Here is a 19,653-nt window from a genome sequence, read left to right on the forward strand (position 1 = left end):
GGGGAAGCGGTCGTCCCATGCACGTCCAATGTGCTGAGTAGTCGCCGGAGAGTGAGCCGTCGGGGTGGTGTGCGCCGAACCGAAGGGCAAGCCATGGCGACAACTCCATCGCGCAACAGAATCGTCCGACTGCTGCTCACCGCGGTGACCGGGGTGCTGGCCGCGTCGGCGCTGGCCGGCACCGCGTTCGCCGACAGCGGCAGCGCCTCCGGCAGCAGCTCCGGATCCGGGTCCGGCTCGGCCTCGGGCAGCGCCAGCGGCTCGGCGAACCTGCCCATCGCCAGCCCGCGCGCGATCATCGCGCTCAACCTGGCACAAACGCAGGTCGGCAAGCCGTACGAGTGGGGCGCCACCGGCCCCGCCACCTACGACTGTTCCGGCCTGGCACTGTGGGCCTTCCGGAATGTCGGCATCATGCTGCCGCGCACCACCTGGCAGCAGGCGGCGGCCGGCAGCGCCGTGCCGCTGGGCGCGATCCAGCCCGGCGACATCGTCATCGTGAACTCCGACGGCTCGCACGAGGGCATCTACGCCGGCGGCGGGCAGCTGCTCAACGCGCATTCGCTCGGCGTCGGGGTCGTGCTGACGCCGCTGAGCGAATTCGAGATCTACGCGATCCGCCGCTTCTATTGAGCGGCGGATCAGTCCTGCACGAGGGCGCGCAGCAGCGGGCCGTACTCCGGGTGGGTCAGGGCGGAGGCGAACTGCGCGATCAGGTAGTCGGCGGGGTTGCCGGTGTCGTACCACTTGCCGCGAATCACCTGGCCGTACACCGCGTTCGAGGCCGCGAACACGTTGATGGCGTCGGTCAGGTACACCTCGCCGGAACGGTGCGTGTACCACTCGGCGACCTGCTTGCGCAGTTCCTCGATGATGCCCGGGGTGACCACGTACCCGCCGATCGCGGCGTAGGCCGACGGCGCGTCCTCCGGCTTGGGCTTCTCGACCAGGCCTGTGATGCGCATCAGGCCGTTGTCGAAGGTCTCCTCGACCACCGGCACGCCGTAGCGCTTCGAGTCGGCCGGGTCCATCGGCAGCAGGGCCAGCACCGGCGAGTGGGTCTTGTTGTAGGCGTCGATGAGCTGCTGGGCGCGCGGCACCTCGGCGACGAACACGTCGTCGGGCCACAGCACCAGCATCGGCTCGTCGCCCAGCGTGCGGGCCGCGTTCAGCACCGGCGTGCCGTTGCCGTACGGGCCGTGCTGGTCCAGATAGGTGATGTGGCCGAGGCGGCCGAGTTCGCCGACCTCCTCCACCGCGTCGGCGTAGGCGGTCTTGCCGTCGGAGCGCAGCTGCGCCACCAGCGCCGGATTGGGCCGGAAGTGGTCCTGGATCAACGACTTTCCGGCACTGACCACGATCGTGATGTCGGTGATCCCCGAGGCCACCAGCTCCCGCACGGTGTGCTCGATCACCGGCTTGTCGCCGACCGGCAGCATCTCCTTGGGGATGCCCTTGGTCAGCGGCAGCAAGCGGGAACCGATACCGGCGGCGGGGATCACGGCCTTGCGGATGGTCATGATCCGATCATCACATACTCACGGGACCGATCATGTCGGTAGTCGAGCGTAGATTCCCTGGCATGGACCCCGCCCCGGACTCGGCTACGGCACGGCTCGTGCCTGGTCAGCGGGCATCTGCCGGGGTCGGCCGGGGTCGCGGCGGCGGGCCGGGCCGTGGCCGCGATTCGCAGGAACCCACCAGCAATTTGCCAGCCCGGGGAACCACCCTGGCATCCGGCCGTGCGGCTCTCGAGGTGCCGGCGCGGCGCTGGGTGCTGCACATCGATATGGATGCCTTCTTCGCGTCGGTGGAACAGCTCACCCGGCCCACGCTGCGCGGGCGGCCGGTATTGGTCGGCGGCACCGGTGCGCGCGGCGTGGTGGCCGGGGCCAGTTACGAGTCGCGGGTGTTCGGGGCGCGCTCGGCCATGCCGATGCATCAGGCTCGCCGGCTGGTGGGGGTGACGGCGGTGGTGGTGCCGCCGCGCGGGGTGGTCTACGGCGAGGTGAGCGGTCAGGTGTTCGAGGCGCTGCGCTCGCGGATCCCGGTGCTGGAGACGCTGTCGTTCGACGAGGCGTTCGGCGAGCCGGCCGAGCTGGCCGGGGCCACCGCCGGGCGGGTGCTGGAGTTCTGCGAGGAGCTGCGCGCCCTGGTCCGCGAGCGCACGGGGCTGGTCGCCTCGGTGGGCGCGGGCACCGGCAAGCAACTCGCCAAGATCGCCTCCGGGCTCGCCAAACCCGATGGCGTGCGGGTGGTTTCACCGGCCGAGCAGGAGCGGATGCTGGCCGCGCTGCCGGTGCGCAAGCTGTGGGGCATCGGCCCGGTGGCCGAGGGGCGGCTGCGGTCGCTGGGCATCGAGACCGTCGGCGCGTTCGCGGCGCTGCCCGAGCAGGAGGCGGCGTCGCTGCTGGGCGGCAGCGTCGGCGTGGCGCTGCACCGCCTGGCCCGCGGCATCGACGACCGCCCGGTCGCCGAGCGCGCCGAGGCCAAGCAGATCAGCGCCGAAACCACCTACGAGAGCGACATCGTCACGCTGGCCCAGCTGCGCCCGGCCATCGAGGCGATAGCCGCCGCCGCGCACCGCCGCCTGACCGCCGACGGCCGCGCCGCCCGCACGGTGGTGCTGAAACTGAAGAAGGCCGACATGAGCATCGTGACGCGTTCGTTCACGCTGCCCTACGCCACCGAGGAGGTCGCGACGCTCACCGCCGCCGCGCTGCGCTCGGCGATCGACCCGGGCGAGCTGGGCCCGATTCGCTTGGTGGGCGTGGGTTTCGGCGGCCTGTCCACCGTCCGGCAGGAGTCGCTGTTCCCCGAGCTGGACCAGGCGCTGGCGGCCTCGGGCCGGTCCGCGCGGGCGGCCGGCCCGGCAAGCGCCCTGGACGAATTCGTCGCCCCCGAGCCCACTCTCGCGCCCGCGGCGGTGCCCGAGCCGGTCGGTGCGGCACCGGCCGTCCCGCCCGCCACCCGCTCCTACACCACCGAATTCTGGTATCCCGGGCGGGATGTCGCCCATCGCGAGCACGGGCACGGCTGGGTGCAGGGCTCCGGGCGCGGCCGGGTCACCGTCCGTTTCGAGACCCGCTCGACAGGGCCCGGTCCGGCGTATACCTTTGCCGCCGACGATGTCGACCTCGCCCCTGCCGACCCGCTCCTTAGTCTTCGTTGAATTTCTGCGGGTAGCGTGAGGCCACTCGTGCAGCGCTGCCGGTCGGGTGGCGGCTGTCACGTGCACGGAACATACCGAACTCGAACGCAAAGGACGAGCATTGAAGCTTCAGATGACTGGACGCATCGCGGTCGCCACACTGGCCGTTGTTGCCGCGCTCGGCATGTCGGCCTGTGGCAGCGGTGACAAGAACGAGGGTTCCAAGCCGAAGACCTCGAGCAAGGCGGCCGCCACGTCGGTGCAGAACGTGCCGCCGGTGCCGACCGTCGAGGAGCTGAACAACGAGCTGTCGCAGGCGCTGGACCCGAACGTCCCCGCGGAGGAGAAGATCCAGTACCTCGAGGACGGTCAGGAGGCCCTGCAGAAGGACCCCGACATGATCAAGAAGCTGGCCGACGCGTACCAGCAGAACAACGCCAAGGTCGAGGTGACCAACGTCACATACCTCGGCGGCGACACGCTGACCGCCAAGGCGAACTTCTCCGTCAACGGCGGTGCGCCGAGCGAGGCCAGCGTTCCGTTCATCGCCCAGGACGGCAAGTGGGTGCTGCAGAAGAGCTGGGCCTGCGCCGGAATCCAGAACCTGGGTCAGTCGTCGCCCGCCTGCTCGTAACGTTCCGCACCGTGGCGGGGCCGATGTCCGTGCAGGACATCGGCCCCGTTCGCATGTCCGCCCGGCGCGGCGGGAAGTTAAGCGCAGGCTGAGAATCCATTGCACGATTTCTCCGGTCACGAATGCGTCACGCTACGATCGGCCCCCGTGACGGACACGATGGTGAGGGCGGACGAGGCGCCCGCAGCGGGCGAGCAACCTCGGGCCACCCGGCCGCGGCGCGGCGGTTGGGCCCAGCCGCTGGCCCTGATCGCCGGGTTGTTCGCGGCGCTGTTCGCCGTCGCGGTACCGCTGCTGCCGGTCCACGTGGACAAGACCACGCTGTCGTGGCCGCAGGACGAATCGACCCGCAGCATCACCGCCCCGCTGGTGTCCTACGCGCCCTTGACCTTCGACGCCACCGTCCCCGGGCAGGCGTTGCGGCAACTCGCCGAGCGCGGCGGCCTGGCCGCGGCGACCCTGCCGGCCGGCGCCCCCGATCTGGAGAAGTACGGCTTCGTCGCGCGGGTGCGGCCCGCCCAGGACGGCAAGCCCGCGCTGCTCGAGGTGATACTGCGCAGCCAGTCGATGTTCAGCGTGCCGCTCGACGGCCTCGCCGACGCCACCCTGGACGTGCATTCGGACATGTCCTCGACCACCGCCGAACTGCGCGGCACCGGCGCCAAGCCGGTAACACTCTACGGCGACTTCCGCCCGCAGCTGGTGGGCGTGTTCAGTGATCTGCCCACGGCCGCGGGCACCTCGGTCACGGCCGAGGTCGACAGCCGATTCTCGGTCGTGCCGACGTTCGCCAAGCGCGCGGCGACCGTGCTGGCGGTGGTGCTGGCGCTGGTCTCGCTGGTGGCGCTGTTCCGGCTGGACCGGCTCGACGGCCGCCGGGTGCGGCGCCTGCTGCCGCAGCGGTGGTGGACGTTCACCCCGGTGGACGCGGTCGTCCTCGGCACGCTGGTGGTCTGGCATTTCATCGGGTCCACCACCTCCGACGACGGCTATCAGTTCGGCATGGCCCGCACCTCGCTGGTGTCGGGCTACATGGCCAACTACTTCCGGTTCTTCGGTGTGCCCGAGAACCCGGTCGGCACACCGCCTTACGACGTCATCGCGCACATGACCGAGATCAGCACCGCCAGTCCGTGGATGCGGCTGCCCACGCTGCTGGCCGGCGTCATCACCTGGCTGGCGCTGAGCCGGGAGGTGATCCCGCGACTGGGCGTGGCGGTGCGCCACGACAAGGTGGCGGTGTGGACCGGCGCGCTGGGCTTCCTGGCGGTGTGGCTGCCCTACAACAACGGACTGCGGCCCGAGCCGGTGATCGCGGTGGCCGTGCTGCTCACCTGGTGCTTCGTGGAGCGGGCCATCGCGACGCGGCGCGTGCTGCCCTACGGCATCGCCATCATGATCGCGGCGTTCAGCCTCACCGCGGCACCGTCGGGTGTCATCTGCCTCGCGCCGCTGCTGGCCGGAGCGCGCTCGGTGGTGCGGTTCGGCGTCGTGCGGGCGCGCGAGCTGGCGCACGGCGGGGAGGTCGGCGCGGCGCGGGTCTCGCGGTGGTCGTGGATCAAGGCGTACGGCGCGCTGCTGGGGCCGCTGGCCGCGGCGGGCACGCTGGTGCTGGTCTTCGCCTTCGGCGTGGAACCTCTCTCGGCGATGTTCGAGATGAAGCGGGTGCACAACGCCGTCGGTCCGTCGGTGCCGTGGTTCGACGACTACCTGACCTACCAGTGGCTGTTCATGCCCACCGCCGACGGATCGATCGGCCGCCGGTTCGGCATCGTGGCGATGTGGATCGGCCTGCTGGTGTGCGCGTTCGTGGTGCTGCGCAAGGGCGGGCGGATCCCGTTCGTCGCCGCCGGACCGGCGAAACGGTTGCTGGGCATCACCTTCGGCGCGATGCTGCTGATGGCGACCGTCCCGACCAAGTTCACCCACCACAACGGCATCTACGCCGGGCTGGCCGGTGCGGTCGCGGTCGTCACCGCGGTGGCGGTCGGGCCGCGGGTGATGCGGGCGCCGCGGTACCGGGCGCTGTTCGCGGCCATCGTGGCCGTCGCCATGGCGCAGATCTTCACCAGCGTCAACGAGTGGTGGTACGTGTCCAGCTACGGCATTCCGTGGTGGGACAAGGCGCCGTCGGTGGCGGGCGTCGGAGTCAGCAAACTGTTCCTGATCATCGCGGTGCTGTGCCTGGCGCTGGCCGCGTGGTGGCACGTGCGGGCGCCGGAACCCGGTACGCCGCACCGCATCTCACCGCGCGCCTGGCGGCTGGTGAAGATCCCGCCGCTGACGGTGGTGGCGGCGCTGATCGTGCTGTTCGAGGTGGCCTCGTTCGCCAAGGGCGCGGTCACCCAGTACCCGGCGTTCTCGCTGGCGCGCTCGAATGTCGATGCGGTGCTGGGCAAGCCGTGCGGGCTGGCCGACGACGTGCTGGTCGAGACCGACCCGAACGCGTCCATGCTGGCCCCGCTCACCGGCGACGCGTACAGCACCTTCACCGGCACGTCCGAGAACTTCATGCCCAACGGCGTCGGCGACCTCACGCCCGACGACCAGCCCGCGGGCAACAGCAGCAGCATCGCCAACGCCTTCAACGACAAGTCCGACGGCAGCTCCGGCACCCAGACCGGCGGCGCCCCACTGCCTTTCGGCCTCGCGAACGGCACCCCGGAACTGGGCACCGCGGGCCAGCAGGCGGCGGCGGAACTGACCACCGGCTGGTACCGGCTGCCCGCGCCGGACGACCGCCACGGAATCGTGGCGATCACCGCGGCGGGCCGGTTCCGCGCGATCACCCAGGACGGGTCGATCATGCCGGGCCAGCCCATCGACATCGAGTACGGCAGAAGCGATTCCGCGACCACCGCGCAGTCGCTCGGCCAGGTGACGCCGATCGATATCGGGCCCGCCCCGTCGTGGCGCAACCTGCGGGTGCCGCTGGACCAGATCCCGGCGCAGGCCGACGTGATCCGCATCGTGGCCAAGGACAAGACCCTCGACCCCAAGCAGTGGATGGCGCTGACCCCGCCGCGGATTCCGCAGACCCAGACCATCGATCAGCTGATCGGGTCGAGCGATCCGGTGCTGCTGGACTGGGCGGTGGGCCTGCAGTTCCCCTGCCAGCGTCCCTTCGACCACAAGGACGGCATCGCGCAGATCCCGAGCTGGCGCATCCTGCCCGACCGCCCCGCGGCCCACGACACCAACCTGTGGGAGAGCCACGACGGCGGCGGTCCGCTCGGCTGGAGCCAGCAGCTGCTGCGCACCGAAACCCTCGCCACCTACCTGCGTGACGACTGGAGCCAGGACTGGGGCGAGCTGCAGCGCCTCACGCCCCGAGACGCCTCCGCCGCGCTCGCCGAGCCCTCGGTCACCCAGCAGGCGCACAGCGGTCTGTGGAGTCCCGGGCCGATCAATACGGCGTGGTAGAGCTGTAAGTCGTTGCGGCGGTGCGGTTCTGGTCGACCCGCACCGCGGCTGCGGCGAGCCCTCGACTCAGGGGCCGACGACACCTTGCAGCCGCTGGACCTGTTTCGCGGTGAGGTCGGCGAAGCTGCCGGGATCGACCGGCTGCGGGGCGGTTTCGGCGATCTGCACGACGCTGCTGCCGACCAGCACCAGGGCCGCGGCCGAGTACAGCGTCATGCCCTCGCTGCTGGTGCGCACCTCGAACGCCGTGGAGGCGTCGCCGGTGCGCGGCAGTGACAGCCCGTCCACCCGGTAGTCGATCGCGACACCGTCGGCGTCGGTGCCGGAATAGCTGGTGCAGTCGCGCAGTAGTTGTTGCGCCGCCGAGAAAGCCTGTGCGGCACCGTTGTCCGGATAGCTGGCGGCATCGATGTCGATGCTGGCGAAGTCGGGGGTCGAATAGCTCACCGCGCCACGGGCGCTCGATCCCGGCACCTGATCACCGATCGCGGCGAGCACCTTGGCGCACGCGGCCGGTTCGGTGCGGGAGCGGTCCTGCGGCGTCACGCCGTTGCCCGGCGCGCCGTCGTCCAGCCGGGTGTAGCCGGGCGGCAGGTCGGCCGCGGTCAGCAACTTCGCTTGCAGCGCGGCGGAATCGGTGACGGCGGGCGCGGTGACCGACGGCGGCGTGACCGCGGACCCGAGATCGCGTGCCGAATCCTCCTGGGAGGAACCGCATCCGGCCGCGCACAGCGCCAAGCCCGCCAGCAGCCCGCCGGCTCGCCTCACTCGCCCCATTGCACCTGCGTGCTGATGTTCTGCCGCAGCAGCACCGAGCTGCGCGGGTCCTTGTAGAACTGGCGGCCGCCGACGGTCACCGACCCCGCGACCGGCAGCGGCAGGCCCAGATCCACCGTGATGGTGCCGGTGCCGCGCATCCGGTAGTCGGCGATGTCGAGGGAGCCGGCGTTGTTGGGCAGGTCCCACACATTCGACTTCGGGGTCTGGGTGACATCGAGCTCGATGGTGAGCCGGTCGCCCTCGCGCTTGGTCAGCGTCGCCGTCGTCACCTGCTCCAAGGGCACCGCGCCGGACACCTGCTGGTGCACCGTCCACACCGCGCCCTCGCCCACCGGCTCGGTCGGGAACGCGATTGACTGGTAGACGGCCTGGTAGAAGGCCTGTTCCAGGGCGGCGCGGGCGGGATCCGGGGTGGCCGGCTTGGGAGCCATCCGCAGCGCGGTGATCGCGCCGAGTTCGCTCATCTCCAGGCCTGCGTGCGAGCCGTCGGCGGTCGACAACTGCTGGGCCAGTGCGGGATCGGTGGACGTCGGGCTGCCCAGGGTCAGGTCGACGCCGTCGCGTTCGGTGCGCGCGGTGAGCGGGATCGTCACCGCGGGCGGCGAGAAGTCCCGCGCCGCTTGGTCGTTGATCTCCTGCTCGATGTGGTGGTTGGTGCGCAGGGTCACCTGCTGGGAGGTGCCGATCTCGTAGCCGGGCCGCAGCAGCGAGCGCGGGTCGGAGCCGGGTTGCACCACCGACGTCACCGTCGCCGAGATCGGCACGGTGACCTCCTTGCCCAGGCCGGACGGCTCCACGTCGGGGTCGGCCGCGGACTCGTTGCTGTCGCTGCAACCGACGCCCAGGGCCGACAGCGCGACCGACAGGACCACCAGCAGCACGCCCGACCGGACGGACCGGGCAGCCGAGGTAGCGCGCGCGTCGGAAGCGGCGCGGGAGGGAGAAGGCAACACCGTCACGCCGAACAGACTACGACCGGTTCCTGAAAATCAGCTGGGATGCGACGCGCCCCCCTGCGAACCGGGGGTCGCCGCACCCGGCGAGCGACGAGGCCGATATTCGTATAGGGGATGATGTCAGCTGTGAATACCGACCGCCCGAACGAGCAGCACCCCGACGAGCACGACGACTCACCCGGCGACACCGCCGCGTCGGAGCCCTCGGCGGGCGCGGGGGCTTCGGCGATCGGCGCCGCTACTCCGGCGCGCCGCCTGCCCGCCCTGCTGGTGGTCGCGGCCGTCGTGTTCGCCCTGGACCTCGGCACCAAGGTGCTGGTGGTGGCGAAGATGACGCCGGGTGAGCCGATTTCGATCCTCGGCGAGGTGGTGCGGCTGACCCTGGTGCGCAACGCGGGCGCGGCGTTCTCCATGGCCACCGGCATGACGTGGCTGCTGACGCTGGTCGCCGCGGCCGTCGTGATCGGGGTGATCCGGATCGGCCGCTCGCTGCGGTCGCTGGGCTGGGCGGTCGGGCTGGGGCTGGTGCTCGGCGGCGCGTTCGGCAATCTGGTCGACCGGGTGTTCCGCGCGCCCGGCCCGCTGCAGGGGCACGTGGTGGACTTCATCTCGGTCACCAAGTGGTGGCCGGTGTTCAACGTGGCCGACTCCGGCATCGTGTGCGGGGCGATTCTGCTGGTGGCGCTGACGCTGTTCGGGTTCGAACCCGACGGCACCCGCGCCCGGCACTCCCGGGACGAGGCCGAGTCGGCGGCGGGGGAGCAGGCATGAGGGAGACGCGGTCGATGCCGGTGCCCGACGGACTCGACGGCCTGCGGGTGGACGCGGGGTTGTCGCGGCTGCTCGGGCTGTCCCGCACCGCCGTGGCCTCGCTGGCCGAGGCGGGCTCGGTGCAGATCGACGGATCGCCGGCGGGCAAGTCGGACCGCCTGGTCGGCGGGGCGTGGCTGGAGGTCGAGTTCCCCGAGCCCAAACGTGAGTTGACGGTCGAGGCGACCCCGGTGGAGGGGATGAAGATCCTCTACGCCGACGACGACATCGTGGCCGTCGACAAACCGGTCGGGGTGGCCGCGCACACGGGTGTGGGCTGGTCCGGGCCGACCGTGGTGGGCGGGCTGGCCGCGATGGGCTACCGCATCTCCACCTCCGGCGCGCACGAGCGCCAGGGCATCGTGCACCGGCTGGACGTCGGCACCTCCGGGGTGATGGTGGTGGCGCAGTCCGAGCACGCGTACACGGTGCTCAAGCGCGCGTTCAAGCAGCGCACGGTCGACAAGCGCTATCACGCTCTGGTGCAGGGACATCCGGATCCGTCGTCGGGCACCATCGACGCGCCGATCGGCCGGGCGCGGGGCAACGAGTGGAAGTTCGCGGTGACCGCGGACGGCCGTCCGAGCGTCACCCACTACGACACCGTGGAGGCGTTCCAGGCGGCGAGCCTGCTCGACATCCACCTGGAAACCGGTCGCACACACCAGATTCGCGTGCACTTCTCGGCCGTGCGGCATCCGTGCTGCGGCGACCTCACCTACGGGGCGGACCCGCGGCTGGCGGAGCGGCTGGGGCTGGAGCGGCAGTGGCTGCACGCTCGCGCGCTGAGTTTCGCCCACCCCGCCGACGGCCGGTGGATCGAGATCACCAGCGAGTACCCGCCGGATCTCGAGCACGCGCTCGACGTCCTGCGGCATGCGTGAGGTGTTGCGGCGCTTCGCATTCGCGGCCGCCGCGGTCGCGGTGGTCGTGCTGATCGTGGTGCTCGGCTGGGCGATTCCGCCGCGCGCCGCGATCGTGTCCACCGATCGGCTGGGGCCCGAGTCCGGCGAGCGGGTCGCCGACTACCTTGCGCGGGCGCGGGATTCGCTGAGCGGCACGGATACCGCGGAGCACTGGGCGCTGGCATCGTTCGGCGCGGGAGCGGCGGCGGAGCGATTGCCGGAACTCGCTGCGGGACTGCGGATCTCGCAGGTGCTCTACCACGTGCCGCTGGACCGGGTGTACACGCCGGTGACCGCGGTGCCGGTGCCCGCCGGTGACGCCGCGGCGATCGGCTCGCTCCAGGCCGCCGCGGGCGCGATGGATTACGCGCAACCGGCCGAGGAGCGCGCGGCCCGGACCGCCGCCGTCGTCGCGGCCCGATTGCACGCCGGGTGTGCCTGCGCCGTCGGCGTGGTCGTGCGCGGGCGTCTCGACCAGCTGCGAGAACTGTCCTCGCGCAACGGCGTCCGGTCCGTCGAGGCGCTACCGGCGGACGCGGCGGCGGGTGCATTCGCCGTGGTGCCGCTGTTGCCGGAACAACTCGACGTTGTGACCCCGGGTCCTGACGACGGGCCGGTGCCCGACCGGTGAACGGTGCCGTATGGAAACGGTCCCCGCACTCACCCGGGTTCCGGGACGAGGCTGAGTTGCATGAGGACGGTGTCTATCCACCGGTCGTGCTTGTGGCCGACCCGGCGCAGGCGTCCCACGTCGGCGAAGCCGCGGCTGCGGTGCAGGGCGGGTGAGGAGGGGTCGCCGCTGTCGGCGATCACGGCGATCATCTCGCGCAGGTCCAGGGATCGGCAGACGGCGACGAGTTCGTCCAGCAGCCGCCCGCCGAGGCCGCGGCCGAGTGCCCAGGGCGCCAAGTAGATCGAGTTCTCCACCGTCTGGCGGTAGGCCGGGCGGCCCTTCCACGGCGCGCAGTAGGCGTAGCCCGCGACGCACCCGTCCTCCTCGACGACCAGGAACGGCAGCCCGGCGCGGGTGATCGCCTCGAACCGGCGTTCCCACTCCGCCCGGTCGGGAGCCTGCATCTCGAAGGTCGCGACGGTGCCGTGGACGTAGTGCGCGTAGATCTCCGCGACCGCGGGCAGATCCGCCCGACGCCCGGCGCGCACCACCCGAGATTTCGCTATAGAAGAATCGGTCACTACTATAGTGTAGATGGATCTTGTCGCGCTCGGCGAGCGCATCCAGCGGCTCCGGCACGACCGGGGGCTGACGTTGCAGGCCCTCGCCGACCTGTCGTCGGTCAGTGTGAGCATGCTGTCGGCCGTGGAGCGCGGCGACAAGGCACCCACGGTGGTGGTCCTCGATCGGATTGCGACCGGGCTCGGAATTCGCCTGTCCGCGTTGGTGTCCGGGCCGGACGCGGAGCGGGTCATCGTGCGCCGCGCGAGCGAACAGGACGTCGTCGCCGAATCCGGCTGGGAGCGCACCGTTCTCACGCCCGTGGTGCCCGGCGTGAACTTCGAGTGGATCCGCTCGACGCTGCCGCCGGGCTGCGTCCCCGGCGAATACCCTTCGTACGCACCGGGTTCGCACGAGTTCATCTACGCCGAATCCGGCACCGTCACCCTCACCGTCGACGGGGACCGGGTCATCGACCTGAACCCGGGCGACTCGGTCTACCTGGCCGCCGACAGCACGCTGCACTACGCCAACCACACCGACCAGCCCTGCACCTACTACGTCGCGGCACTGATCATGCGCCCCCGCAGCCCGCGATAGCCCGCCGCGAGGAAGTCGCCGCACGTGCCCGCGGTAGCCCGGCGCGAAAAGGTGCCGCCCGCGATACCCCGGCGCGTGGAAGCCGCCACACGTGCCCGCACCCCCGGCGCGAGAAGTCGCGGGACGCGCCAGGGATATCGGGGTCGGGGCCCCGGGACGTTCTAGGCTGTCGGCATGTCGATCACCGAGCAGGCGGCGCGTGCCCCGGGTCTGTCCACGGCCGAGGTCGAGCAGCGGGTCCGCGACGGGCAGACCAACGACGTGCCGGACCGGGCCAGCCGCTCGGTCGCCGACATCGTCCGGGCCAACGTCTTCACCCGGATCAACGCGATCCTGGGCGTGCTGTTCATCCTGGTGCTGGCCACCGGCTCGCTCATCGACGGAATGTTCGGCCTGCTCATCGTGGCCAACAGCGTGGTCGGCATCGTCCAGGAGATCCGGGCCAAGCAGACCCTGGACAAGCTGGCCATCGTCGGGCAGGCCCGGCCGACCGTGCGCCGCGAGGGCCGCACCGAGGAGATCGCGCCGTCGGAGGTCGTGCTCGACGATCTGATCGAACTCGGCCCCGGCGACCAGATCGTCGTCGACGGCGAGGTGGTCGAGTCCGAACTGCTCGAGATCGACGAGTCGCTGCTCACCGGCGAGGCCGACGCGATCGACAAAGCCGTTGGCGCGGAGGTGATGTCGGGCAGCTACGTGGTGTCCGGCTCGGGCGCCTACCGGGCCACCAAGGTCGGCCGCGACGCCTACGCCGCCAAGCTCGCCGCCGAGGCCAGCAAGTTCACCCTGGTCGATTCCGAACTGCGCAACGGCATCAACACGATCCTCAAGGTCATCACCTACCTGCTGATCCCGGCCGGGTTGGTGACCATCTACAACCAGCTGTTCTCCAGCCACGAGTCCTGGCGCGCCGCGCTCAACGGCATGGTGGCCGCGCTGGTGCCGATGGTGCCCGAGGGCCTGGTGCTGATGACCTCGATCGCGTTCGCGGTCGGCGTGGTGCGTCTGGGTCAGCGCAAATGCCTGGTGCAGGAGCTGCCGGCGATCGAGGGCCTGGCCCGCGTGGACGTGGTGTGCGCCGACAAGACCGGCACCCTCACCGAGAACGGCATGCGGCTCGCGGAACTGCGGACCGTGGGCGAGGTTCCGGAGTCGCGGCTGCGAGAGGTGCTGGCGGCCATGGCATCCGACGATCCGCGCCCGAACGCCAGCGTCGCGGCCATCGCGGAGGCGCTGCCGGATTCCCCCGGCTGGCGCCCGACGGGGATCGCCCCGTTCTCCTCGGCGAAGAAGTGGAGCGGCTTCTCCTACGGCGAGCGCGGCAACTGGCTGCTCGGCGCGCCCGACGTGCTGCTGGATCCGCAGTCCGAGGCCGCGGCCGCCGCCCAGGAGGCCGGCGCGCAGGGCCTGCGCGTGCTGCTGCTGGCCACCAGCGACCGCCCGGTCGACGACCCCGACGCCCCCGGCACGGTGACCGCCGAGGCACTGGTGGTGCTGGAGCAGAAGGTGCGCCCCGACGCCCGGGAGACGCTGGATTACTTTGCCAGCCAGGATGTCTCGATCAAGGTGATCTCCGGCGACAATGCGGTCTCGGTCGGCGCGGTGGCCTCGTCGCTCGGCCTGACCGGCGGCGACGAAGCGGTCGACGCCCGCAAGCTGCCCGCGGACCGCGACGAACTCGCCGACGTCCTCGACCGGCGGACCACCTTCGGGCGGGTGCGGCCGGACCAGAAGCGCGCCATGGTCGGCGCGTTGCAGTCGCGCGGGCACACCGTCGCGATGACCGGCGACGGCGTCAACGACGTGCTCGCGCTCAAGGACGCCGACATCGGGGTGGCGATGGGCGCGGGCAGCCCCGCCACCCGCGCGGTGGCGCAGATCGTGTTGCTGGACAACAAGTTCGCGACGCTGCCGTACGTGGTGGGCGAGGGCCGGCGGGTGATCGGCAACATCGAGCGGGTCTCCAACCTGTTCCTCACCAAGACGGTGTACTCGGTGCTGCTGGCGTTCCTGATCGGCGTCGCCGGGATCGGGTCGCAGCTGTTCCACTACGAGCCGGTGCCGTATCCGTTCCTGCCGCGGCACGTGACCATCGCCGCCTGGTTCACCATCGGCATTCCGGCGTTCATCCTGTCGCTGGCGCCCAACAACGAAAGGGCGCGAACAGGTTTCGTGCCCCGGGTGCTGCGGCTGGCGATACCGTCGGGCGTGGTGATCGGCGTGATGACGTTCATCGCCTACCTCATCGCGTACCAGGGGCCGGAGCAGAGCGACACCCAGAAGGTGCAGGCGGGCACCACGGCGCTCATCACGCTGCTGATCATCGCGGTGTGGGTGCTGGCGATCGTGGCACGGCCGTGGTCGTTCTGGAAGATGGTGCTGATCGGCGGCTCGGTGGCCGGGTACCTGGTCCTGTTCGCCGTGCCGTTCACCCGGCACTTCTTCAAACTCGATCCTTCCAACACGGCGCTGACGGGCACCGCGGTGATCTGCGGGGTGATCGGCATCGTGCTGGTCGAGGTGGCGTGGTGGCTGAGCGCGTCGCTGGCGGGGGAGAAGCGGCACCTGATGCCCGACCCGCCGGGTGACGACGACTGATCCGGGCGGCGCGTCGCGTCGGCGGCGCACTATCGCAACGGCCGAAAACGGCTGAGTTCAGCGGCATTTCGCGTGTCCGAATTGGTCGCATGCTATGGCACGCCGTGAACGGCCTTGTCCCCCGCGTCTTCTGGAAACACGGGTACCTTCGGCTGTATGGAGGTCCTGCTGCATCAGATCGATGCATTCGCCGATGCGCCGTTCACCGGCAATCCGGCGGCGGTGATGCCGCTGCTGGACTGGCTGCCCGACGGGCTGTTGCAGCAGCTGGCCGAGGAGAACAATCTCGCCGAGACCGCCTTCTACACCTCGGCGCTGCCGCCGGCGGCCGGGCCCGTGCCGGGCGAAGGACCGGCGTTTCACTTGCGCTGGTTCACCCCGGCGGCGGAGGTCGACATGTGCGGGCACGCCACCCTGGCGTCGGCCGCGCAGATCCTCGAGGACATGCATCCGGGCGCCGACCGCGTCTACTTCCACACCCGCAGCGGCTGGCTGACCGTCGACCGCACCGACGACGACGAACTGGTGCTCGACCTACCCGCAGTCGCCTCGCTGGACGTGGTGCCCGATCCGATCCTCGTCGACGCGCTGGGCGTGCGTCCGCTGCGCACCCTGACCGGGCAGGACGAGGTGGTCGTCGTCGCTTCCGAGGCCGAGGTGCGCGCCGCCCGGCCGAACCTGTTCGCGTTCCCGAAACTCACCCGCGGCGTCATCCTCACCGCGCCCGGCGACACGGCCGACTTCGTCTCCCGCTTCTTCGCCCCCGGCGTCGGCGTCCCGGAGGACCCGGTCACCGGCTCGGCCCACGCCCAGCTCACGCCCCTCTGGAGCCACGACCTCGGCCGCACGGAGCTGAGCGCGCGTCAACTGTCGGCCCGCGGTGGTCGGCTGCGGTGCACGCTGTCCGGGGAGCGGGTGCTGCTGACCGGGCGCTGCCACCGATACATGGACGGGGTTGTGCGCCTACCGGATTGAGGTCGGGGCGGCGGCGCGCCCGAATCCCGTTCGACAAGCGGTACCGTCCGGAAGTACCGTCTGTGCAGTGCAGTTCCGCAGACCGTCAGCGCAGGTGATACCGGGTTCCGGGGGAGAGGCCCGCCGGGCGGCGACCGCGAACTGGGGGACCGCGGTCGGGGCGTCGGCGTACCTGCTGTGGGGCGCGTTCCCGGCGTTCTTCGGCCTGCTCGAGTTCGCGAGCCCGGTGGAGATCCTGGCGCAGCGCATCCTGTGGACCTTGGTGGTGGTGCTGATCGTGCTGCTGGCCGCCGGGCGGATCCGGGAGATGGCCGCGATAGACGCCCGCACCTGGCGGCTCGCCGCCGTCGCGGGCGCGGCGATCGCGCTCAACTGGGGCGTCTACGTGTACGGCGTCACCTCGGGACATGTGGTGGAATGCGCGCTCGGGTACTTCATCAATCCGCTGGTCACGGTGTTGTTCGGGGTGGTGCTGTTCCGGGAGCGGCTGGCCTGGCCGCAGTGGGTGGCGCTGGCGCTCGGGGCGACCGCGGTGGTGGTGCTGACCGTCGACTACGGCAAGCCGCCGGTGATCGCGCTGGTGCTGGCGTGCTCGTTCGCCACCTACGGGTTGGTGAAGAAGGTGATCCGGCTCGATCCCCTGCGCAGCGTCGCCGCGGAGGGTGTGGTGTCGGCTCCGTTCGCGCTGGCCGCGGCCGTGGCATTCGGGTTCACCGGCAACGCGGCGTTCGGTGACGGCGCGGGGCACACGGCGCTGATGATGTCGACCGGGCCCGTGACTCTGATTCCGCTGCTGCTGTTCGCCTTCGCGGCGGGGCGGGTGCCGTTGTCGACCATGGGGATCCTCCAATACCTCACTCCCGCACTGCAAATGGCGTGGGGCGTGCTGGTGGGTCACGAGGCGATGCCCGCCTCCCGCTGGGCCGGGTTCGGGTTGATCTGGCTGGCGCTGGCGGTGTTCACGGCGCACGCGGTGCTGCGGTCCCGGCGCTCGGCCGAAAGCGCCGCTGAGGCAAGCTGATTCAGCTGCCGGGCGCCATCGGTGTGTCGTGGACCGCGCCGGCGCGTCGTCTCCGGCCGGTCACGTCGTCTCCACCCGGCTGTTGCCGATTCCGCCGTGCGCGGTATACCTTCGTGGCGTGGCGGTGCTCCCGTAGGCCGAACTTGGTACCGGTCCGGGGTCGGGACCGCCACGACCTCGGGAGAAATCCTTTGTCCATTCAGTTCAACCACACCATCGTCGGATGCCGCGACAACCGCAAGTCCGCCGAATTCTGGGCCGATATCCTCGGCCTCACCGCCGGAGACCAATGGGGCCCGTTCGTCCCGGTCACGGTGGCCAACGGAGTCACCTTCGACTTCGCCGTCGTCCCACCCCACATCACCGAGATCCAGCCACAGCACTACGCCTTCCTGGTCTCGGAGCAGGAGTTCGACGCCGGTTACGCGAAAATCCAAGCCCTGGGCATTCGCCACTGGGCCGATCCGCGCCAGCAGCACGAGGGCGAAATCAACCACAACGACGGCGGTCGCGGAGTGTATTTCCTCGACCTCGACGGGCATTTCCTGGAAATGCTGACGGTCCCGTACGGGGGTTGGCCCAAGTAGCCGAGTGGCCCCGTCGCTCTCTTCGGGTGGCGGGGCCCACTGCCCCGGTTACGACGTGGTGTGCGGGCCGGACCAGAAATCGTGCCGGACGGCATCCCACAACGGTGCCAGTCGCGGCCACCGTTCCCGCGCGTGCACCAGGTCAGAATGCGCGAAAGCCGTCGATCTCGGTGTGGCGGGGCGTTTTCGCGGACATCGGTTGCGGCGTCATCCGATCGTCCTCGGCGGTGAGGTCGTCGCCCACCGCGCGAAACTCATTCGCGGACAGACGGTTTCCACATCGACGAAATACATGAGGGTATGCAGGGTGAGCACATCCAGGTGCAGCGGCGTCGGCGTGATGACGGCATCGGTCTCGGCCGCCCGCACCTGATCGGGCAACGGCAATGCGCTCAGTCCGCTCGGCCACAGCAACGTGTAACCCAATAACCGCGCCAGCCGCCGAACCTGCGCCGCATCCCACTCGGGCGTCGTCGTGACGTCGTGGTCGATCCAACCGAATGCCGTAGGCACAGATCTCATCGCCGCCCCTCAATCCTGCTGTGGTGGTGGAAAATTCGCCTGAATCGGCTCCGCACGGCAATGGCCCGCAACGGCTCGGAAGAACGTTATGAGCCAAGTCACACCTGGATTGTCCTGAAAGGACAGGGCCACCCACCGCGCGAATAGAAGCTGACGCCTGAAGCCCCGCGCTGCCGGGCGATACCCTGGACTGTGGGCTCCGGACACGGAGGAGAGGCCGATGAGCGAAGTTCCGCCGAACGACATGGGTCGCCGGTTGCGCGAGATCCGGGCTTGGCGCGGATTGAGTCTCGAGGCAGCCGCGGGGCTCGCGGGGATTTCGTACGGATATCTGGGCCGGTTGGAGCGTGGGGAGCAGAGCCTGACCAATCGGGGGACGCTCGAGGCCGTCGCGCGTGCGCTACGGGTGTCGCCGTCCGAGTTCACCGGCCGCCCTTGGGAAGTCGGTGACGGAGTCGCCGCCGAGACGCATGCGGCGTTGGTCGAGTTCGAGAATGCGCTCGATGTCTGCGAACTCGGTGAGGACCCCGAAGTCCCGGTGCGGCCGTGGCCCGAGATAGCGGCCGATCTGCGGCAGCTGAAGATTTATCGGCAGGCCGCCGACTATGCCGCCCAGGGCAGTCTCACGCCGCGACTGCTCAGCGAGTTGCACGCCGTCTACGTTCGCTGCCCCCGATCTACGGGAGCAGTCGCTCGTCGGGCTCATCACCTGCTACGACGCGATGGCATGGGCCACGAAACGACTCGGCGGTCGCGGTCTGCCGCTCTTGGCCGCGAAGACGGCCCGCCAGTGCGCGGAGGCGCTGCAATCGCCCGCGTGGATCGGCTTCTCGGTCTGGCTGCGCGGCAGCGTGGCCGGGGAAGTCTCACGGACACAGCAGTATCAGCGCTCGGTAGCGGCGGCCGACCGGCTGGCACCGTATCTGGACGACTCGAATACCTTGCAGTGCTACGGAATGCTGCATTTGAACGCAGCACTCGCCGCCGCCGTCCAGTCCGACCGTAGCACCGCCGCAACACATCTCGACGAAGCGGCGTCCGCGGCCGGCCGGATGGAGGACGACGTCGGCACCTTCGGCGGCTTCTGGTTCGGATGCGTGAACGTGAGCATCTGGCGTTCCTCCCTGGGCCTCGAACTCGGCGACGGCGTACAAGCCGTGGAGCAGGCGTCCGGTGTTCCGATCGAAGCCATCCCCAGCCCCGTCCGCCAGGCCAACTACTACGCCGAAGCAGGCCGCACCCTCCTCCCCGAACCGAAGTACCGAGACAAGGGCCTCGCCCTCCTACTCCGCGCGGAAGAACTTGCCCCCCAACGCGTCCGCAGCGACTTCTTCGTCCGCGAAGCGGTAGCCGACCAACTCCGCACGGCCCGCCGAGACGCAGGCGGCCGCAACTTGCGCGGCCTGGCGTGGCGGTTGGGGTTGGCCCCGGAGATAGCCCCGCGAACCAATTGAATCGCATCCACTGCGTACCAGCATCAGACGTCATCAATGCGCCTCGTCGACTTCGCCAATTCG

19 protein-coding genes and 1 pseudogene are annotated in these 19,653 nt (G+C 70.4%); 14 read left to right on the forward strand and 6 right to left on the reverse strand.

Annotation, left to right across the window (positions count from 1 at the left end; all coding sequences use genetic code 11):
• Positions 1-93: 93 nt before the first annotated feature.
• Positions 94-633, forward strand: a complete 540-nt coding sequence (locus IU476_RS22075) for a C40 family peptidase (RefSeq protein ID WP_195103004.1) — start codon at positions 94-96, stop codon at positions 631-633.
• 8 nt (positions 634-641) lie between these two features.
• Here the strand turns inward: IU476_RS22075 and IU476_RS22080 are convergent, their stop codons facing one another.
• On the reverse strand, positions 642-1,520 hold the full coding sequence (locus IU476_RS22080) for a UTP--glucose-1-phosphate uridylyltransferase (RefSeq protein ID WP_195103006.1): 879 nt from the start codon (positions 1,518-1,520) through the stop codon (positions 642-644).
• A 269-nt stretch (positions 1,521-1,789) separates the two neighbouring features.
• On the opposite strand from IU476_RS22080, the gene IU476_RS22085 reads away from it, so the two are divergent.
• The 3 genes from IU476_RS22085 to IU476_RS22095 all read left to right on the forward strand — a co-directional run bounded on the left by IU476_RS22085 (position 1,790) and on the right by IU476_RS22095 (position 7,208).
• The gene (locus tag IU476_RS22085) at positions 1,790-3,172 is read left to right on the forward strand and encodes a DNA polymerase IV (RefSeq protein WP_228824146.1); all 1,383 of its coding nucleotides are present in this window, start codon (positions 1,790-1,792) and stop codon (positions 3,170-3,172) included.
• A 112-nt stretch (positions 3,173-3,284) separates the two neighbouring features.
• Positions 3,285-3,785: a WKL family lipoprotein gene (locus tag IU476_RS22090; protein ID WP_228824094.1), complete on the forward strand. Its 501-nt coding sequence runs from the start codon at positions 3,285-3,287 to the stop codon at positions 3,783-3,785.
• Between the two features lie 159 nt (positions 3,786-3,944).
• A complete protein-coding gene (locus IU476_RS22095) occupies positions 3,945-7,208 on the forward strand; it encodes an arabinosyltransferase domain-containing protein (protein ID WP_228824147.1) in 3,264 nt (1,087 codons plus the stop codon).
• A 66-nt stretch (positions 7,209-7,274) separates the two neighbouring features.
• Here IU476_RS22095 and IU476_RS22100 read toward each other — a convergent pair whose 3' ends face one another.
• Positions 7,275-7,976 (reverse strand): hypothetical protein, encoded by a 702-nt coding sequence (locus IU476_RS22100; RefSeq protein ID WP_195103015.1) that lies wholly within the window; start codon positions 7,974-7,976, stop codon positions 7,275-7,277.
• Positions 7,973-8,947 carry a hypothetical protein gene (locus tag IU476_RS22105; RefSeq protein ID WP_324194189.1) on the reverse strand — a complete coding sequence of 325 codons (975 nt, stop codon included), beginning with the start codon at positions 8,945-8,947 and terminating at the stop codon, positions 7,973-7,975. The genes IU476_RS22100 and IU476_RS22105 overlap by 4 nt, the downstream gene beginning before the upstream one ends.
• Before the next feature lie 114 nt (positions 8,948-9,061).
• Here IU476_RS22105 and lspA point away from each other — a divergent pair, with 114 nt between their 5' ends.
• The 3 genes from lspA to IU476_RS22120 are packed head-to-tail and all read left to right on the forward strand — an operon-like array spanning position 9,062 to position 11,290.
• Positions 9,062-9,715, forward strand: coding sequence for a signal peptidase II (lspA, locus tag IU476_RS22110; protein WP_228824095.1), 654 nt, complete (start codon positions 9,062-9,064; stop codon positions 9,713-9,715).
• Positions 9,712-10,638, forward strand: coding sequence for an RluA family pseudouridine synthase (locus tag IU476_RS22115; protein WP_195103019.1), 927 nt, complete (start codon positions 9,712-9,714; stop codon positions 10,636-10,638). The genes lspA and IU476_RS22115 overlap by 4 nt, the downstream gene beginning before the upstream one ends.
• Entirely contained in the window at positions 10,631-11,290 is a 660-nt protein-coding gene (locus IU476_RS22120) for a hypothetical protein (protein ID WP_195103022.1), read from the forward strand. The genes IU476_RS22115 and IU476_RS22120 overlap by 8 nt, the downstream gene beginning before the upstream one ends.
• A 29-nt stretch (positions 11,291-11,319) precedes the next feature.
• Here IU476_RS22120 and IU476_RS22125 read toward each other — a convergent pair whose 3' ends face one another.
• Positions 11,320-11,853 (reverse strand): GNAT family N-acetyltransferase, encoded by a 534-nt coding sequence (locus IU476_RS22125; protein WP_324194190.1) that lies wholly within the window; start codon positions 11,851-11,853, stop codon positions 11,320-11,322.
• 13 nt (positions 11,854-11,866) lie between these two features.
• Here IU476_RS22125 and IU476_RS22130 point away from each other — a divergent pair, with 13 nt between their 5' ends.
• From IU476_RS22130 to IU476_RS22150, 5 genes are all read left to right on the forward strand, one after another.
• On the forward strand, positions 11,867-12,433 hold the full coding sequence (locus tag IU476_RS22130) for a helix-turn-helix domain-containing protein (protein ID WP_195103026.1): 567 nt from the start codon (positions 11,867-11,869) through the stop codon (positions 12,431-12,433).
• Positions 12,434-12,607: 174 nt separating this feature from the next.
• Positions 12,608-15,031 (forward strand): HAD-IC family P-type ATPase, encoded by a 2,424-nt coding sequence (locus tag IU476_RS22135; protein ID WP_195103028.1) that lies wholly within the window; start codon positions 12,608-12,610, stop codon positions 15,029-15,031.
• A 156-nt stretch (positions 15,032-15,187) separates the two neighbouring features.
• Positions 15,188-16,006 carry a PhzF family phenazine biosynthesis protein gene (locus IU476_RS22140; RefSeq protein WP_195103031.1) on the forward strand — a complete coding sequence of 273 codons (819 nt, stop codon included), beginning with the start codon at positions 15,188-15,190 and terminating at the stop codon, positions 16,004-16,006.
• Positions 16,007-16,103: 97 nt separating this feature from the next.
• The gene (gene rarD, locus IU476_RS22145) at positions 16,104-17,027 is read left to right on the forward strand and encodes an EamA family transporter RarD (protein WP_195103356.1); all 924 of its coding nucleotides are present in this window, start codon (positions 16,104-16,106) and stop codon (positions 17,025-17,027) included.
• A gap of 191 nt (positions 17,028-17,218) precedes the next feature.
• On the forward strand, positions 17,219-17,614 hold the full coding sequence (locus tag IU476_RS22150) for a VOC family protein (protein ID WP_195103033.1): 396 nt from the start codon (positions 17,219-17,221) through the stop codon (positions 17,612-17,614).
• 207 nt (positions 17,615-17,821) lie between these two features.
• Here the strand turns inward: IU476_RS22150 and IU476_RS22155 are convergent, their stop codons facing one another.
• Positions 17,822-18,136 (reverse strand): hypothetical protein, encoded by a 315-nt coding sequence (locus IU476_RS22155; RefSeq protein WP_195103035.1) that lies wholly within the window; start codon positions 18,134-18,136, stop codon positions 17,822-17,824.
• Positions 18,137-18,380: 244 nt separating this feature from the next.
• Between IU476_RS22155 and IU476_RS37235 the strand changes: the two are divergent.
• Positions 18,381-18,500: pseudogene (locus IU476_RS37235) on the forward strand (helix-turn-helix domain-containing protein); the annotation flags it as partial.
• Positions 18,501-18,536: 36 nt separating this feature from the next.
• On the opposite strand, the gene IU476_RS36280 reads toward IU476_RS37235, so the two are convergent.
• The gene (locus tag IU476_RS36280; RefSeq protein WP_228824096.1) at positions 18,537-18,788 is read right to left on the reverse strand and encodes a hypothetical protein; all 252 of its coding nucleotides are present in this window, start codon (positions 18,786-18,788) and stop codon (positions 18,537-18,539) included.
• A 115-nt stretch (positions 18,789-18,903) separates the two neighbouring features.
• On the opposite strand from IU476_RS36280, the gene IU476_RS22165 reads away from it, so the two are divergent.
• Positions 18,904-19,590, forward strand: coding sequence for a hypothetical protein (locus tag IU476_RS22165; RefSeq protein WP_228824097.1), 687 nt, complete (start codon positions 18,904-18,906; stop codon positions 19,588-19,590).
• Positions 19,591-19,653 lie beyond the last annotated feature (63 nt).

It is taken from the genome of Nocardia blacklockiae, from assembly GCF_015477355.1.
Classification (GTDB): domain Bacteria; phylum Actinomycetota; class Actinomycetes; order Mycobacteriales; family Mycobacteriaceae; genus Nocardia; species Nocardia blacklockiae.

Coding starts and splice junctions, on each gene's coding strand:
- IU476_RS22155 (WP_195103035.1), bottom strand. CDS start 18,136: ATGAGATCTGTGCCTACGGCATTCGGTTGGATCGACCACGACGTCACG.
- IU476_RS22115 (WP_195103019.1), top strand. CDS start 9,712: ATGAGGGAGACGCGGTCGATGCCGGTGCCCGACGGACTCGACGGCCTG.
- IU476_RS22080 (WP_195103006.1), bottom strand. CDS start 1,520: ATGACCATCCGCAAGGCCGTGATCCCCGCCGCCGGTATCGGTTCCCGC.
- IU476_RS22130 (WP_195103026.1), top strand. CDS start 11,867: ATGGATCTTGTCGCGCTCGGCGAGCGCATCCAGCGGCTCCGGCACGAC.
- IU476_RS22135 (WP_195103028.1), top strand. CDS start 12,608: ATGTCGATCACCGAGCAGGCGGCGCGTGCCCCGGGTCTGTCCACGGCC.
- IU476_RS22090 (WP_228824094.1), top strand. CDS start 3,285: ATGACTGGACGCATCGCGGTCGCCACACTGGCCGTTGTTGCCGCGCTC.
- IU476_RS22140 (WP_195103031.1), top strand. CDS start 15,188: ATGGAGGTCCTGCTGCATCAGATCGATGCATTCGCCGATGCGCCGTTC.
- IU476_RS22120 (WP_195103022.1), top strand. CDS start 10,631: ATGCGTGAGGTGTTGCGGCGCTTCGCATTCGCGGCCGCCGCGGTCGCG.
- IU476_RS22075 (WP_195103004.1), top strand. CDS start 94: ATGGCGACAACTCCATCGCGCAACAGAATCGTCCGACTGCTGCTCACC.
- IU476_RS22085 (WP_228824146.1), top strand. CDS start 1,790: ATGGATGCCTTCTTCGCGTCGGTGGAACAGCTCACCCGGCCCACGCTG.
- IU476_RS22095 (WP_228824147.1), top strand. CDS start 3,945: ATGGTGAGGGCGGACGAGGCGCCCGCAGCGGGCGAGCAACCTCGGGCC.
- lspA (WP_228824095.1), top strand. CDS start 9,062: ATGTCAGCTGTGAATACCGACCGCCCGAACGAGCAGCACCCCGACGAG.